17 protein-coding genes are annotated in these 15,096 nt (G+C 36.2%); 3 read left to right on the top strand and 14 right to left on the bottom strand.

Features of this window, described 5'->3' with window-relative positions:
* Positions 1 to 1,689 precede the first annotated feature (1,689 nt).
* The 3 genes from IPM51_10545 to IPM51_10535 all read left to right on the top strand — a co-directional run bounded on the left by IPM51_10545 (position 1,690) and on the right by IPM51_10535 (position 3,612).
* Positions 1,690 to 2,457 carry a hypothetical protein gene (locus IPM51_10545; GenBank protein MBK9284740.1) on the top strand — a complete coding sequence of 256 codons (768 nt, stop codon included), beginning with the start codon at positions 1,690 to 1,692 and terminating at the stop codon, positions 2,455 to 2,457.
* Positions 2,458 to 2,501: 44 nt separating this feature from the next.
* On the top strand, positions 2,502 to 2,813 hold the full coding sequence (locus IPM51_10540) for a hypothetical protein (protein ID MBK9284739.1): 312 nt from the start codon (positions 2,502 to 2,504) through the stop codon (positions 2,811 to 2,813).
* A gap of 394 nt (positions 2,814 to 3,207) precedes the next feature.
* On the top strand, positions 3,208 to 3,612 hold the full coding sequence (locus tag IPM51_10535; GenBank protein MBK9284738.1) for a hypothetical protein: 405 nt from the start codon (positions 3,208 to 3,210) through the stop codon (positions 3,610 to 3,612).
* An 82-nt stretch (positions 3,613 to 3,694) separates the two neighbouring features.
* On the opposite strand, the gene IPM51_10530 is transcribed toward IPM51_10535, so the two are convergent.
* From IPM51_10530 to IPM51_10465, 14 genes are all read right to left on the bottom strand, one after another.
* Complete coding sequence (locus IPM51_10530) at positions 3,695 to 3,910, bottom strand: hypothetical protein (GenBank protein ID MBK9284737.1); 216 nt, start codon at positions 3,908 to 3,910, stop codon at positions 3,695 to 3,697.
* A 50-nt stretch (positions 3,911 to 3,960) separates the two neighbouring features.
* The gene (locus tag IPM51_10525) at positions 3,961 to 4,380 is read right to left on the bottom strand and encodes a hypothetical protein (protein MBK9284736.1); all 420 of its coding nucleotides are present in this window, start codon (positions 4,378 to 4,380) and stop codon (positions 3,961 to 3,963) included.
* Between the two features lie 29 nt (positions 4,381 to 4,409).
* Complete coding sequence (locus tag IPM51_10520) at positions 4,410 to 5,774, bottom strand: radical SAM protein (GenBank protein ID MBK9284735.1); 1,365 nt, start codon at positions 5,772 to 5,774, stop codon at positions 4,410 to 4,412.
* Positions 5,775 to 5,782: 8 nt separating this feature from the next.
* Positions 5,783 to 6,655, bottom strand: a complete 873-nt coding sequence (locus IPM51_10515) for a hypothetical protein (protein ID MBK9284734.1) — start codon at positions 6,653 to 6,655, stop codon at positions 5,783 to 5,785.
* A 1,282-nt stretch (positions 6,656 to 7,937) separates the two neighbouring features.
* Positions 7,938 to 8,408 (bottom strand): DUF4279 domain-containing protein, encoded by a 471-nt coding sequence (locus IPM51_10510; GenBank protein ID MBK9284733.1) that lies wholly within the window; start codon positions 8,406 to 8,408, stop codon positions 7,938 to 7,940.
* 225 nt (positions 8,409 to 8,633) lie between these two features.
* Positions 8,634 to 9,242, bottom strand: a complete 609-nt coding sequence (locus IPM51_10505) for a MerC domain-containing protein (protein ID MBK9284732.1) — start codon at positions 9,240 to 9,242, stop codon at positions 8,634 to 8,636.
* 12 nt (positions 9,243 to 9,254) lie between these two features.
* Positions 9,255 to 10,022, bottom strand: coding sequence for a hypothetical protein (locus IPM51_10500; GenBank protein MBK9284731.1), 768 nt, complete (start codon positions 10,020 to 10,022; stop codon positions 9,255 to 9,257).
* Between the two features lie 32 nt (positions 10,023 to 10,054).
* The gene (locus tag IPM51_10495) at positions 10,055 to 10,432 is read right to left on the bottom strand and encodes a helix-turn-helix transcriptional regulator (GenBank protein ID MBK9284730.1); all 378 of its coding nucleotides are present in this window, start codon (positions 10,430 to 10,432) and stop codon (positions 10,055 to 10,057) included.
* Positions 10,433 to 10,829: 397 nt separating this feature from the next.
* On the bottom strand, positions 10,830 to 11,126 hold the full coding sequence (locus tag IPM51_10490; GenBank protein ID MBK9284729.1) for a hypothetical protein: 297 nt from the start codon (positions 11,124 to 11,126) through the stop codon (positions 10,830 to 10,832).
* A 4-nt stretch (positions 11,127 to 11,130) separates the two neighbouring features.
* Positions 11,131 to 11,475 (bottom strand): hypothetical protein, encoded by a 345-nt coding sequence (locus IPM51_10485; GenBank protein ID MBK9284728.1) that lies wholly within the window; start codon positions 11,473 to 11,475, stop codon positions 11,131 to 11,133.
* A gap of 195 nt (positions 11,476 to 11,670) precedes the next feature.
* Positions 11,671 to 12,363 (bottom strand): hypothetical protein, encoded by a 693-nt coding sequence (locus tag IPM51_10480; protein ID MBK9284727.1) that lies wholly within the window; start codon positions 12,361 to 12,363, stop codon positions 11,671 to 11,673.
* A gap of 5 nt (positions 12,364 to 12,368) precedes the next feature.
* Positions 12,369 to 12,830 (bottom strand): hypothetical protein, encoded by a 462-nt coding sequence (locus IPM51_10475; GenBank protein MBK9284726.1) that lies wholly within the window; start codon positions 12,828 to 12,830, stop codon positions 12,369 to 12,371.
* Between the two features lie 535 nt (positions 12,831 to 13,365).
* Entirely contained in the window at positions 13,366 to 13,836 is a 471-nt protein-coding gene (locus IPM51_10470; GenBank protein MBK9284725.1) for a hypothetical protein, read from the bottom strand.
* A 247-nt stretch (positions 13,837 to 14,083) separates the two neighbouring features.
* Positions 14,084 to 14,851: a DUF2185 domain-containing protein gene (locus IPM51_10465; GenBank protein ID MBK9284724.1), complete on the bottom strand. Its 768-nt coding sequence runs from the start codon at positions 14,849 to 14,851 to the stop codon at positions 14,084 to 14,086.
* Between the last annotated feature and the right edge of the window lie 245 nt (positions 14,852 to 15,096).

Below are 15,096 nucleotides of genomic sequence, written 5' to 3'. Positions count from 1 at the left end.
AAATGAAGGTAACAATAGATAAAAGAAAAGGCATTGTGCTTAGCCGTTGTTAGGTTTCGTTTGTGGCGCACTGACCGCAGCAGCGGTCAAGCTTTTAAAGTCTAGGGTCCACAGGAGAAATTTTAGGCTTTCTATTATTGCTTCAAGCGCGACAGCTTGACGCAGTCTTAGAAAGCCAACTTTTAAGTTGTCGGGACAAAATAAAAGGGTAAAAATTTTTGATTTTGTTTATAAAAACAAAGTCTACCCCTTGTCAAACCGTTGACTTTGTAAAAATTTTCGCTACCTTTGTCTAAGCAAAAAGCTTAGCGTCTTTGTCACTTATGCGAGTGCACTCGCAACACTCCAAATCCACTAATCGTTTTGTTTTGCTAAGCAAAACGTTTTTTTTCAAAAAAACTGCTTAGACAAAAGGTCAGGATTTATTTAATAAAAAATCAAAAATTTTTACGCCTTGCTTTAACGTCCCGCAACTTAAAAAAATTTCTACTGCTACGTCTAGCTTAACACACACAGGTGCGTTACAAATGGAACCTAACGTTTTCCGGCTTGGCTTCAGTGCGGCTTTTGGAAACCTTCCTGTGTCTATACCGAAAATGGTTATATAAAGATACTAAACTTTCTGTTACCTCGTCTGCCCGCATTGAGCCAAGGTGGTGTTATAACCCAGTGGCGGCCACACAGCCCCATGTGTCTATGAAACACGTCCGCTTATTACTTAGGAAAAATGGTTGTTTATAGCTGTCAATTGTCCCGTTACGAAAGTCAAACCGTAAATTCTTTTCCGGCCTTTGTCCACCCATGTTTATTTATTGCACTTGTACTTGTTATTGCGTGTGATGGCAAAAAGCGGTTTTGTCAAACCGCCCGTTCTTTAGCACCTTACGCATGGGGCAGGAAAAAATGCAAGCTTATGTGACGCCAACTAAAATTTCTGCCATTAAAAAACAAGCGGCACATGTGCTTGCATTTTGTGCGAGGACTTACACACAGCATACAGGTGTCTGCATACATTGTACTTTAGCGCCCTAACGCAATGGCGCCAATTTAAACTAATTGGCGTCCGTTTAAAAAAAGTCCGCCGAAGGCGTATCGTTATAAATGCGTGGGAAAATACACTGTGTACAAACAAGAATACTCTGAGTAGTTAGCAGAATACTCCGTACATAAAGAAAAACACTCAGCACACAAACAAAAACACTGCGTGCATTAAAGAGTTTACTTCGTGCATAAAGAAAAATACTTCGTGCATAAGAAAAAATACTGCGAGCAGTTGAAAGAATACTGCGTACATAAAGCAAAACACTCAGTACATAAGAAAAAACACTCGGTGAAGTTACAAGAACACTGTTTGCACTTGCATTTTTACTGAAACAACTTAAAATAATACTGCACGCTAATATGATTTAGATAACCACTTATTAGAAAAGACCCCGTGTTTAACGTTCATTCACAAAAAAAATGTATCCTCTGGCATAGGATGTGCGTTATAGTTAGTAATTACAAAAAGAAAGGAAGGTGAAAATGGAGCCTCAACAAAACATATGCATATTTTTATAAGCCACCAACACTTGGCCGCTTATAGTGGGGTTTTTCTTTTCCGATACTATTCCTCATGCAAAAGTTCCGATGATATTCGGGATTTAGAATCGGTTAATATCAAAAAATAAACAATTAAAAAATATAATTATGGCATCAATTAGTGAAATTGGCCATGCTAAGAATGTAGCCAATTTTGAAGATCTTATAAGCTTTTGTGTCGGATACGGCGTAACTTATAATCCAATTCTTAACGCAATTAAGGTAGCGAACATGAATACCCTAAAAACAAACGCAGGCAACTCGTTAACGTCAGCAATAACAGCGCACACCGCTTTTAAAAATGCGACTAACAATAGAGAGCTTGCATTTGAACCAGTGAAAAAGTTAATCACAAAAGTTATGGCCGCTTTAAAAGCCTGTGGCGCAAGCGAACTGACTGTAAGTGATGCGTTAACAATAAATCACAAAATACAAGGTAAGCGTGGTAAACTTACCAAAGCAGATGCAGGGAAAAATGCGAACAAAATTGCTCCTCAAGACCCACCTGTTCAAGTACCAGAAGAACCAAAACAAATAAGCGTGTCTCAACAAAGTTATGACAGCATGATTGAACACTTAGAAAAGCTCATCAATCTTTTAAGCTCAATACCTGTATATAACCCGAATGAGAACGAACTGAAAGTTTCTTCACTGAATACTCTACTTACAAGTTTAAAAGCAGCGAACACTGCGGTGATTAACACTTACACAACATGGAGTAACGCAAGAATTGTGAGAAATGATTTGTTGTATAAGAAAACCACAGGACTGATTGACGTTGCTTTAGAATGTAAAAACTATGTGAAGTCAATTTTCGGAGCAACCAGTTCACAGTACAAACAAGTGAGTAAATTAAAGTTCAGAAAAATGAAGTAAACAAGAGGTGCGGGGCAACCCGCTCCTTTTTAAAAACAGAAAAGATGAAAGCAAATGAAATAATTAAAATGCTCATTATTGATACAATGTCAACCATGAGTAAAAAAGATAAAGTGGCATTAATAGATGCGATTGCAGCAAGTGCCAAACTTTCAAAAGCAGATGCAGGAAGAATTGCAAAAGGATTTACGGATCAAGAACTGATAAATATTTTCTTCGGCACAAGCAAAACAAAAGTGATAGATGCGATTGCTAGTGGTGCAAAACTTACAAAAGCTGATGCCGGACGTATTGTTATAGTAATTATTGAATTACTTAATATAAGATTGAAATACGCTATAAGCGAAAATGCATAATAAAACAACTTGCATCTGATTATGAATTAAATCAAAAGAGGGATTAACCTAGTTAATCCCTTTTTAGCGATACATTTAGTTTGGGCAATTTAATGAACCACCAAACGGTAATTGAGTGCATTTGTTGTTCATTGCGCCATAAATAAGTAATACAACGCTTACTCCTAAAAGTACTCCTACTATGACATTTTCTGTTTTCATAACACAAAAATATATTGATATTTCGTAATACCACCTAAAAAATAGTGAATGAACATAAATTATTGAGGGAATTGTAGTTTCTGGAGAGGGAATAAAATAATTATTTGATAAAAAATTTTATTTGTAATTGATTGAAGATTAAAAAGCATTATGTTTGTAAATAATAATGAGGTTCTTAATAATAATAATAATCTTGGCTCTGGCTGTATTGTCTTGTAGTGAAAGCAACGAAATCTCTTATGAAGAGGATCAGTTAAAGAGTCTTACTGAAATCAATCAATTTATTTTGCCTGATTCTCTTAAAAATTTAGATACCAATTTACTGATTGCTGCATTTTATGAAGTACATCCAAAAAAGGCTTGCGTAGTTCTATTATACACAGACTCTACAGAAATAGAGGCAAAGAAAATCAGTTATTTTAACGATTCAATTTTTAGCGTAGATTACCTTGTTAAAGAAAGCTATAACACGTTCGCCTTTAAAGACAATAGAAAACAAACATATGCGGTCAGTAATGACAAAGTATCTTGGACATATTATAATGGTAATTCAGCAATGACAGCGGATTATAATCGTGTAGATGTAAGGAACCGTTAGGGATTGAACGGAAATCCTTTTGCCTGACTTTTGCAAAAGATTGGAGAGAAAGCCCGACCCGAAGGGGAACGGCAAATTTATTTTACTGAATAACACACTGGAAACTTACGTCTGTGTTTTTAAGTTCGCTCTCGATTTCTTTACACTTTTCTTTTGCTTTCTTTTTAGTCTCTTTTATGGAAGTTGATGTTTCTTTTAAAGGCGTTGAACAAACACAATTGTATTCTTTTTTACAACTTGTTATAATAAAGAAAGAGACCATTAATAACACTTGTATCTTGATTTTAATTAATTTCATTTTATTTAAATAAAGTATACATAATCACCAAACTTTAACCGCCCCAAAGTTTATTTGTTTTTTTTCAAAGTTCCGATTGATGTTTCGAAGTCTCTTTTACAGATTACAGGTTCTTGTCCGCATTGGGCAGGAGTATATTTTGGTAATAAACCAACTACACGTTTTGCTTCTGCTTCAAGTTCTTTGTCATTTGTAGGGAAAGCTAACTTAATAAACTCGCATTTACCTTCTTGAGTAATGAGCCAAATGAATTTTAATTTAAGTTTGTCATCATAAATTTTATTTGGGACTTTAAAGGTAGAAAGAAAAAAGTTTATGTCATTGAAGTTAGTGTCTAACGGCTCAGGATAACTGGATATGTTAATATACAGGTTTTTGCCAATTTCGGCGTCGTAAACCAACTTGCACTTTATTTTGTCTGCGGATTTGCTTTTTTGACCGGAGGCTGTTGCGAAGGTTAGTGTTGCCACGATTAAAAATGGCAATCGAATTGTTTTTATCATATCATATGTGTTTTTTCGAACGAATGCTCGCCCGCGGTTATGTCTGCTAACTTTTGAGTATACTGAGTTCTTAAAATTTCTTCTATTTTGTATTTTATTATTTTATTTTTTTCATTTTCGTCACCGTAGTGAACGCAATAATCATTATCGCCTGCTTCAATTGCGGCTTGAGAACAACCACCATTACATAATGGCATAATCTTACATGATAAACAAGGTTTATTTTTGAATTTAATATTCATTCTTTTCTCAAGACCATTGTTTTCCCAAACTAAACTACCATCTTCATTTAAATAACCTTCTCGGCTTGCTTTCGTGAAGTCCCGGGCTGTACACTTATATATGTCTCCATTGTAGTTAACAACAACACTATTTCTTTTATCTGCATAACAAGAATTTATTACATTGTTTGGGGACTGCTGACTAACCTTGAAGCCAGCATGGCGAAACGAATTGATCGTGTCATATAAAACTTGGTCTATATCTGATTCTCTCTCGTTTTGCCAAACCCTATGAAAGTCGAATAATATGTATTTATTTTTTGTTTCCTCCGAAAGTCCAATAAAATCATTTATAATTTTATACGCGTTTGCAATATTTTTGTCTGTGTAATTAATTCTTACCGATACATAAAATGAATTTTCAACTAATAGTTTAATATTTTCTACAATTTTAGAGTATGACCCTTTTTGTTTATTAACGAATCGAACCTCATCATGATCTTCCTCAGAACCATCTAATGTTATCTGGAGAGAACATTTGTGAGCTTTATCATCAAAGTATTTAATAAAATCAGGTGATATTAAATAGCCATTACTCGTAAATCCTATTTCTGGCTGAATATCTGTTTTTTGACATTTTTCTAAAAAGTAATTAATTAATGGGATTACACTTTTATCAAAATAAAGTAAAGGTTCACCGCCGAAAAAGGAAATGGAAAACGTCTTAATTTTTGGATTCAAGGATATTTTATCGATAAGTTTTTTTACTCTATCAATCGCATTTAAGTTCATTTTTGATTCTTTAATATGTGATTCATAGCAATACCAACATTTGAAATTGCAATTCATCGTTGGGTTAATAGTTAAAATGAAACTACTTTCGTTATTATCGACCTCTAGAGATAATGCTCTTACTTTTTCAATTTCATCTATTGAATTTTCAATAATAAATTCTTCTTGGCATAAATAATTAAAGAAAGAAGGATGATAATTTTTTAGATTATCAATTCCTTCTGTTATTGCAGCGCTTAACAATTCTTTTAACTCGGGAAGTAATAGAATTACTTTTTGATTAAATGAATTAAACAACGCAAATTGGTTTTCATGCGGAATTATAGCGTTAAACTGACTGTATTTCATTATTTAAATTATTTTACCGTACATTGCCAATTTGTACAACCGTTATTTGAGCAATCTCCTTTATTAACACATTTAGTGTTCTCTTTGCAGTCCTTTTCATTTTTCCCAATCCCAAATGCCTGTAGTCCTGAACCAAATGCAGGAGAAAATCCACCGATAAATGTTTCTTCAACTAATTCAAGCGGAAGAATTTCAGGAACCCATCTAAAAATAACTTTTCCTGCGCCAATTGCAATGGCTCCAATGAGAGCAGAAATTATGTTTACGCTAGTAATGTCCGTGGTAGGTGCAATGAGTCCCTTTTCACTTGCATTTGCTCCAATGAGCGCGCCTTCTATACAAGCAGTAGACCACAATGGGATGTTTGCATAATTTAATGGTGCGGGTGTTTGAAAGAATGCTGACCAAGAACCAGGTGTCGCTACCTTGCGATTCCAATAGGCATAAATACTTGTACCACATCTAATGCCCAACAAAAGAGGGGTTTGATCATCAATTGATTGATTCGCATCCGAAATATTATTTTGAATATCATTAAACCATGTATCAATTGCATTAATCGGAACATTATTAGTTGTAGTAAGACCAAGCATCATGCTAATGAAGTTCATTTGCTGAGCAGTCCAAGGTAATTTATTGATTACTTTACTGCTATATGCATTTATGACGTTATAAATTACTGATTTAATTTCTATCTCAAGTTGAGACGGGATAGCCGTGCCAGCAGTCGAGGGATAAAAAATAGGTTGAATGTAATTGTAAATTGCGTTTACAAACTCATCTACGCTTGAGGTTGGAGTAACTGCTGCAGAGACAGCGTCCATGCCTGCGACTAATTGATTTCCTATTAAAGGATAAGGGTTAAATGTTCCGATTGCCATTTTAAGTAGTTTTATATTTGCCTACTCTTTGATAAAGCTTTTCGGCTACCGCTTATAAGAAAAATTAAAGAAGTGCTGAAGAAAAAATTAGAAGGAATCCCTAAACAAATATAGTCCATATTTTCACATGACAATGAAAAAAATTTATTTTTGACCAAAAATTATATTAAAAATGCACTAACAAGTTTTAAACAAAAAAAATACCGCAAGCGCACTTTATGGGCGGAGCCACGTGCACAAAAGCGGGGCTATCGCCCCGCACAATATAGTGTGCGTTTGCGCGAGGTGATTTGGAATTTTGGAGCGTAGCGGAAAAATTACAAATGACCGCAGCAAGCGTGAGCCAAAATGGTTTTGCAAAAACCACAAAAGTGCGTTGGGATGTCGCGATAGCTGCACTAACGGGCGTGTCCGCCCGAAGAGCGAAAGAAAAGCAATAACAAGTACACCTGTCTATTTACCTAAAATGTGTTTATGGAAAATTAAAGCTGTCCTTAAAGGCCGGACGAAAAGTTTATTGTCTACCGTAAAGTTGTCTACGGAGCGAAAGTCCGCCGCCATTGGTTATAACGGATAACGGCTAGGCATCAGTGCCTTTTTCCATATTCAAAGTTACCGAAATGAAATGAAGGTAACAATAGATAAAAGAAAAAGGCATTGTGCTTAGCCGTTGTTAGGTTTCGTTTGTGGCGCACTGACCGCAGCAGCGGTCAAGCTTTTAAAGTCTAGGGTCCACAGGAGAAATTTTAGGCTTTCTATTATTGCTTCAAGCGCGACAGCTTGACGCAGTCTTAGAAAGCCAACTTTAGTTGTCGGGACAAAATAAAAGGGTAAAAATTTTGATTTTGTTTATAAAACAAAGTCTACCCCTTGTCAAACCGTTGACTTTGTAAAAATTTTCGCTACCTTTGTCTAAGCAAAAACGCTTAGCGTCTTTGTCACTTATGCGAGTGCACTCGCAACACTCCAAATCCACTAATCGTTTTGTTTTGCTAAAGGCAAAACGTTTTTTTTCAAAAACTGCTTAGACAAAAGGTCAGGATTTATTTAATAAAAAATCAAAAATTTTTACGCCTTGCTTTAACGTCCCGCAACTTAAAAAAAAATTTCTACTGCTACGTCTAGCTTAACACACACAGGTGCGTTACAAATGGAACCTAACGGTTTCGGGCTTTGCGTTCGGGCGGGATTTTGAAGCACAAAGTTTCAATGAATTTCTAAAGTTTCATCGAAGCACAAAGCTCCAATTTTGCACGTCTGCCCGCCTGACGCAAAACCCGTGTTATGCGGTCGTGCTTTCTTCCGTATTGTTTGTCCAACAGTCAATATTCAAATGAATTCCATTTTGTCCAAGTCTTGTCATTTCTTGAGGATGAAATTCCATTCCGCATTGTTGATCATATTCATAAAGCATCCAAAACAAAATTTTATCTCTTGTCACACCAAGTTTTTCAAGGTCACCATATTTGGGTTCTAAAATGTCTAGAAAGTTATTAATAAAATCATAGTATGGGTCATTTTCAGTTTCTGTCACCATATACATCCATGAGCTATATCTGTCTTCGGAAGTCTTGTCCTTTTCACTTTCAGTCGGCTGAAGTCCTAATAGTTCTGTCACTCTATTATAAGTTTCAGCATTATTGTCAGTGTCTATAAATAATTGATAGTATTTCATTCGTTTATGGTTGTCATAGCATGCCGCATAACGGTTTGCGGCTTGGCGAAGGTGGCGATTTTCAGCACCAACTTGCATACGAAGCACTAAAGTTTATATACCCACAAAACTGTCCTACGAAGCACTGAACCGCCACTTTTGCCAAACCGCTGTTATCGGCTGCCCTTCCGTCTTTCGTAGTGGTACTGTGTCAAGTTTGTAGTGTCTCTGTGCGCTGGTTGCAAGCTCTTTTACATTTTTTCGGTCGGATTTGTGAGATGCAAAAAATGGAAATGTGCTTGCAAATGCGGTGTCCTGTTAATTTCAACAACAACTGTCTCCTGCTTGTATTGGTGGGCATTTCACTGTCCCGTAGCTACAATACACACAACAGTCGCCTTGCAATGGTTTTATTCTGACCTTACAATTTTCACACTCGTAAAAAAACTCACAAGCATCGGTCGGCATTATTTCTGTTTTTTTGTGTCCACAGTTTGGGCAAGTAATTGTAGATTGCAGTTCAACGGTCTTGCCATTGTATGTTGCACAAGTATTACAACTGCCGTGCATTTTATTTCGTCTGTAATTCCAAATGGTAGCTATTAAAAGTCCGAACATACCTGCATAAAGAAAATATGGCCAGTAGTCGCTGTCGTTAAAGTGATAAGCGTAAAAAATGAAAAGTCCGCTTGGAATTGCAGTCATTAGCGGATACATACAACGGTGTCTGCGATACGAAATGTACAGTCCGCCAACTGAAATAAAAACCATTGCTTGAAAAACCCACATTGTCCAACCGCCAAAAAGTTCGGCACTACCAAGTCCGAGTGCCGATGCTGCAAATGCAAACAGTGGAAAACAGCAAGGTGAAAATATTGCAGTCAGGAAAAGTCCAGCCGTTCCTAATTTGTCTATGTTATTGGGTATTTTCATTGCAGGTATTTTCTATTTTTTACAACATTTATCTTTATTCTTTTTTTCGCAAGATTTTAATTCTTTGTTTTCATCTTCAGTAGGTGTTAAACCGTTTGCAATAGCATCTTTTAGTGCTATCATTTCGGTTTCGTTCAGGTATTTTTTTCCTATTTCTAAAATTTCAGTTTCAAATTTTTGTTTATAGGTTTCCATCGCTTTTTTCTCGTCCGTATTGATATTTAAAGTTGAGTTAATAGCTTTAAAAGTGGTTTTAAAATTATTAGTAATAGCTTGTTGTAGTACTCCTGATTTTTCCTTTGTTAAAGGTGTTTTTGCATTAATGCGTTTAACCAATCGTTCAGCGATTATGGCTGCTTCTTCCATACTCAATTTATCTACTTCCGCACCACGATACCAATTTTTCTTTTGTTCAAAATCGATTAACATTTTTCTATGTTCATTTTCCGAAAGCAATGTTACATCCATCTTGTTCTCTTTAAAAATGGCATCAGAAGTTTTTGTTTTTAATTCGGCAGAAACATTTTCATTCCAAACAATAGCAATCACAGTTCCTTCACGGTTCAGCCACGCTTCTTTTACAACATCATTTTTTTTCTCTAAACCAAGCAAAATAGGTTTTGCTTTACTCCCGCAACCAATATGCGGTGCGGCACCGCACACAAGCGGCACATCATAGAAGTTGACCACTTCGTTTTGTGCTGTTCCTGAATTGCTATTGTTACAAGCATTGAATGTAATTGCAGATAGTGCAATTAGTGAGAAAAGGATTTTTTTCATTTTTAATGAATTTTATTGTGAATAATTAGGATTTATACTGTTTGCGTTTTTAATGATTGTTTTGAAATGTGTTTGAAAAATGGTTTGAGTATTTCAAGGTGTTCGGGTTTTAAAGAATAAAAAATGGTTTGTCCCGAACGCCTTGTTTGAACAATGTTACCGTCTTTCATTTTTCGCAAGTGCTGAGATACCGCAGGAATACTCATACCCAGAATATCGCTTAGGTCGCAAGGGCATAATTCGTTTTCTTCTTCCAAAAGAAACAGGATTTTTAAACGCACTTCGTTTCCTGCCAATTCAAGCACTTTACCCAACGAAGCAAAAGTGTAAGAATTCTCGGTCAATATTTTTTTGCAATGGTCTATTTGCTCTTGGTCGGCAAATACTCTAATACAGGTGTTTTTGTCCATCGTTGTTTTGTTTTTCGGGGCAAAGATAATAATAGTTTTCGTATTTAAGCAAACACTTAAATGAAATTGTAAAAATAGCAAATTGCCCCGTTTGTCGGTGGTCTGGTCGGGCAAAGGCAAATGTGCTGCAAATGCGTTGGCTTGTGTGTAGGCTTGCAGCTCTTTTGACTTTGCAGAAGTGTGTGGTTTTCTCTGTCAATTTACTACTGTCGTTTCGGTCGTAGAGGGTTGCCGATAACGGTTTGGGGCTTGACGCAGTGGGGGAATTAGAAGTGCAAATGTTCAATAAACCACAAAAGTTTAATAGAAGTACAAATGCTGAATTTACTACTTCTGCCCCCATTGCGTTCAAACCCCTGTTAGCAGCTGCCCATTTTCTGTCTATTGTTTTCCGATTTTATTTTGCTAATAGTCCACATACAATTCCACCAATTAGTCCAAGTCCAAGTATTGGTGCATATTGTTTGGTTACAATAGCGTCTGGCAAACTCAAAACAAGTCCAACAAGACCACCTTTAAGCCAATTAGGAATTGGAAGTTCCATATTAAAAATAATAAAGCCAATTGCAAATCTGCTTATAAATGAAGCAGTTATTGCTCTTGTTTTGTCTTCAAATGTCATAAAGAACATTGGAATTATTGAAACTATTCCAAAAATTGTTCCTGCAATAAGTCCTTTGATAATATTATTCATCTGTCTATTTTTTTATTTCGTAGGCTTCTCTGAGCCAAGTTAATAATTCCTTGTCTATGTCTTTGGTTTTTGTCAACTTGATTGTATGGTGAAAACGATTTGTAGAACCTTGTTCAATTTTTGATACTCTGTCGCTGGTCAGTTTGTAGTTTAAATGAACTTCAAGGTTAATATAGTCTTTACGAGTGTATACGCCTGCAAATCCAAATCTGTTTCCAAGATGAATGCTTGTCTTTTTCGGTTCAACTTTTATTTGTCCGAATTTGTGTAGTTCAGTGATTAATTTCTCGTAAATGTCAGTTACGATTTGCTCTTTGTCTTTTAAATGGTCAAGTTCTGTATATTCCATTTTATTGTCTGTTTGTAATTGTCGGTATACGTCTGTTTGGGTTGCTGCTAACGTTTTCGGGCTAAGAAAAGTGCGGCTTTCGGAGCTTCCTCTGTCTACACCCTAAAATGTGTATATAAAGATACTAATGTTTTTGTTAGTACGTCCGCCGCATTTTTTTTAGCCCGTGTTATGCGGTCGTTTTTGACACACAGCTTAGTCAACAATTCCGCTGATTTCTTGAAAAACAAATTCTGTCGATGTACTGTCTTGTTTGATGTCGAACTTTAAGTCTTCAAGTTCAGCACCGCGATAGCCCATGCCTTTGTTTTTTACTATACCTTCAATGCCTTTGTCGGAGCCATTTAATGTCAGGACAATTTTAGCGCAAAGTCCGTCACCTTGAATATGAACGTTGATGAGTTTTGCATCGTTGTTTTCTTGGTAAGTGTCCATCCAATAGGTCAGCTTGGATCTGTCAATGGTCGCTAATTGTTTAGCCAATTCGTCCTTATACTCTTTGGCGTCTGGAGAATATTTGTCGAAGATGGGATTTGTGTTTTTGCAAACGGGTCTGTCACAACTAGTAGTCAAAATTGCAAGTCCGAAAATTGTCAAGATAAAAGTCGAAAGTCTTGTCATGATGTTTTTTATTACGAGAACGTTTATTTGTCCGAAAAATTGTCTGCAGAAGAGTCCGTCCAAAAATGCCGCATAACGGTTTGCGAATTTGCCCAGTGCGACTTTCGAAGCATCACCTGTCTTAACCCACAAATGTTTATTTAAAGATAAATGTTTTTTAGCGAGCCGCAAACAAATGTCACGAAGTGGCCGAAATGTTGCGCGCGAGCGATGACCCTGTCCCGCCGCATTGGGCGAATTTGCTGTTATAACTTGGCCGCTGCACACAGTTTTTATTGGCCGGCGCGATGTCCGCCTAATAAATAAGCGGTCGTTTTACCTTTTTTGTCACCGCTTATTAAAATAGTAAGGTATTTTGTCTTTTCGTTGAGCGCAAATTTTATTTTATTATACTTTGGAAATTTGAGAACTATGTTTTTTAACGTGGTAATTTGTTTACTGTCCATTTTTGTCGAGTCTGAAATAAATAAACGTCGGCAGCAGGTCTTTGCGTCGCTGTCAATAACAATATTTAGTTCAACAGTTGTCTTCGGGAAATTTTTATTGAAATTCGTCGCAACATAATTTGTAAACTCTTTTTCAGTAATGTCCAACTCGTCAAACATTACAATTCCGATTTCTTTCAGAGAGGTACAGTTGTTGTCATAAACTTCTTTTCCAATTTTAGTTGAAGTCTGTCCGAGGACTTGGATTGAGAACGAAATGAAAATAATTATGCAAAATATTTTTTTCATAGATGTCGTCCAGCGGCTTAGTTATAACGGTTTCAGGGCTTGCGTTCGGCGGACTTTCAAAGATCAAACCGTCCCAACCCAAAACTGTTTATTTAAAGATAAAACTTTTTTAGCGAGCCGCATAAAAATGTCCGCCGTGCGGGCCTTGAATGTCAGCGCGCGAGCGATGAACATTCAGCCCGCTGACGCAAGCCCTGTGTTAGTGCCAGTGGCTTACTTGTCCGATTACAATGTCTGATGTAAATAAAGTCAGTAGATGGTGCAATTAGCAGCGTCACCATTTTGGTCCGGCCCAGTTGAATAGTTCTTACATTTTTCCTCCGCCTTACTTTTTGATCCTTTAACAGTCCTTTGTCCACTGCCACCATTTTGATTATTTGAAGTCGTGATTGTACAAACACAAGTATACTTTTAACAACTGGTCGTCAAAAAACCCGCCACGATTAGAATTATCCAGCAATATTTAAATTGTCGTTTCATTTGTCGGTGTGTTATAAGTGTGCTTTATGAACAGTTTTGTTGGACGAGTTTAATTTCAATCTAGAATAAAGTCAATTTCTGGACTTATTCCAATATTTGTCGGATTACCAACGGAGAAGGTTTGGGACGCGGTTTTTGTCAGCGCTCCATTCAAATACACATTCATATCAAAACTGACCCCATAGCTGGTAGAAGTTCCTTGTAAATAAACTCTGTCTCCGCTTTTTCCAGAAACCTGTTTAGTCCAATAATAATGCTGTTGTAATGTCTTATATTCCGTGTTATAGCTACCATTTAAATTAGAGTACTTAAAAGCTGCATCCCAATTATTTTGATTCGATACAGCTTCATATCTAACTGTGTATGTTTTGCTTTCAGGTGCTTTCTTTTTCTTGCAACTTTGGAACGGAAACGCTAGAGCTATTATTAAACAAATAATTATTCTTAGTTGCTTATTTTGTAATTTGGGCACGTTTGATATCTGATAATTTTTGCTAGCTATTAATTTACTGATTAGTCTGAACATATCAAAACAAAATATTAATGGTCTATTTTAACTTTATAACTGGTCTGTTCTGATGAGAATTTTGAATTCCTCTAACATTACTTATAACTTGTCGGCTGTCGAGCCATTGGCACTAACGTTTTTCGGCTTGGCGATGTGGCGGATTTTTAGCACAAAAGTTCAATAGAATTACTGCTGTTGAACCTTGCACAAATGTTTCATAGAAGCACTTCAGCCGCCATATTGCCAAACCGATGTTGTGCGTTCGTTATTTTTTCAGTTTGATATTTTTCCACGTATTTATTGCCCAATCAAAATCATTCTTTTCGTCAAAGTATATGGCAATTTGTATAACTTCTTTGTCAATTATCGAGAATCCATAAATCACGGAATATGTTTTTTTATCATCATTCTCTTCGATTAAGTACCCAATTCTTGAAACATCATTGTCTGAAAAATCAAATTTGTCTAATGTTTTCGATTTTGTTTGGTCTCTGTTTTCAATGTCTTGACTGTAATCAGCATACAACTCTTGCTTATTCTTTTCTGAATTCCAAACAATAAGTCTTATAGATTTGTCGCCAGTTGTATAATATAAGGTTCCATCCTGTTCAACGGAACGTTCAAAAAGATTATTGATGTCGATTGTCCAATCTTCTGTTAGTCTATGCGTTGTCATAAAGTCATCTTCCAAGTCAAAATCTGTTACTTTATACCAATCGTCATTTTCTGTTTTTTCGTAAACAGAGCCAATTCCTTTTAATAGCAAATCTTCAATTGACGGGTCAATTTTTAAAATTGTTGAAGGATTATAAATTCCAATATTGTCGGGATTGTCGGTATATTCTTCTGATTCAAAACCAGTGAAGATTCTCCAACCACTATCTTCTGGTCGAGTTCTTTTTTCACGGTACATAAATCTTGGTTTGATATTTTTGTCAACTACCATTTTTGACACCATAAGTCCTCCAATCGGTGGAAAGTTGTCAAAATTATTTTCTTCTTTGTTTTTGTTTTTTTTGAAAAAATTTATCATTCGGTTCGGTTTTTATAATGACGCACAACGGATAACGGCTAGGCATCAGTGCCTTTTTCCATATTCAAAGTTACCGAAATGAAATGAAGGTAACAATAGATAAAAGAAAAAGGCATTGTGCTTAGCCGTTGTTAGGTTTCGTTTGGGAGTGCACTGACCGCAGCAGCGGTCAAGCTTTTAAAGTCTAGGGTCCACAGGAGAAATTTTAGGCTTTCTATTATTGCTTCAAGCGCGACAGCTTGACG

Source organism: Sphingobacteriaceae bacterium, from assembly GCA_016715905.1.
Lineage (GTDB): Bacteria > Bacteroidota > Bacteroidia > B-17B0 > Aurantibacillaceae > Aurantibacillus.
This window is presented reverse-complemented; position numbering and strand designations above follow the sequence as displayed.

Excerpts from the sequence above, each read along its gene's own strand:
- IPM51_10545 (MBK9284740.1), top strand. The coding sequence starts at position 1,690 with ATGGCATCAATTAGTGAAATTGGCCATGCTAAGAATGTAGCCAATTTT.
- IPM51_10540 (MBK9284739.1), top strand. The coding sequence starts at position 2,502 with ATGAAAGCAAATGAAATAATTAAAATGCTCATTATTGATACAATGTCA.
- IPM51_10530 (MBK9284737.1), bottom strand. The coding sequence starts at position 3,910 with ATGAAATTAATTAAAATCAAGATACAAGTGTTATTAATGGTCTCTTTC.
- IPM51_10520 (MBK9284735.1), bottom strand. The coding sequence starts at position 5,774 with ATGAAATACAGTCAGTTTAACGCTATAATTCCGCATGAAAACCAATTT.
- IPM51_10515 (MBK9284734.1), bottom strand. The coding sequence starts at position 6,655 with ATGGCAATCGGAACATTTAACCCTTATCCTTTAATAGGAAATCAATTA.
- IPM51_10510 (MBK9284733.1), bottom strand. The coding sequence starts at position 8,408 with ATGCAAGTTGGTGCTGAAAATCGCCACCTTCGCCAAGCCGCAAACCGT.
- IPM51_10505 (MBK9284732.1), bottom strand. The coding sequence starts at position 9,242 with ATGAAAATACCCAATAACATAGACAAATTAGGAACGGCTGGACTTTTC.
- IPM51_10500 (MBK9284731.1), bottom strand. The coding sequence starts at position 10,022 with ATGAAAAAAATCCTTTTCTCACTAATTGCACTATCTGCAATTACATTC.
- IPM51_10495 (MBK9284730.1), bottom strand. The coding sequence starts at position 10,432 with ATGGACAAAAACACCTGTATTAGAGTATTTGCCGACCAAGAGCAAATA.
- IPM51_10490 (MBK9284729.1), bottom strand. The coding sequence starts at position 11,126 with ATGAATAATATTATCAAAGGACTTATTGCAGGAACAATTTTTGGAATA.
- IPM51_10485 (MBK9284728.1), bottom strand. The coding sequence starts at position 11,475 with ATGGAATATACAGAACTTGACCATTTAAAAGACAAAGAGCAAATCGTA.
- IPM51_10475 (MBK9284726.1), bottom strand. The coding sequence starts at position 12,830 with ATGAAAAAAATATTTTGCATAATTATTTTCATTTCGTTCTCAATCCAA.
- IPM51_10470 (MBK9284725.1), bottom strand. The coding sequence starts at position 13,836 with ATGTTCAGACTAATCAGTAAATTAATAGCTAGCAAAAATTATCAGATA.
- IPM51_10465 (MBK9284724.1), bottom strand. The coding sequence starts at position 14,851 with ATGATAAATTTTTTCAAAAAAAACAAAAACAAAGAAGAAAATAATTTT.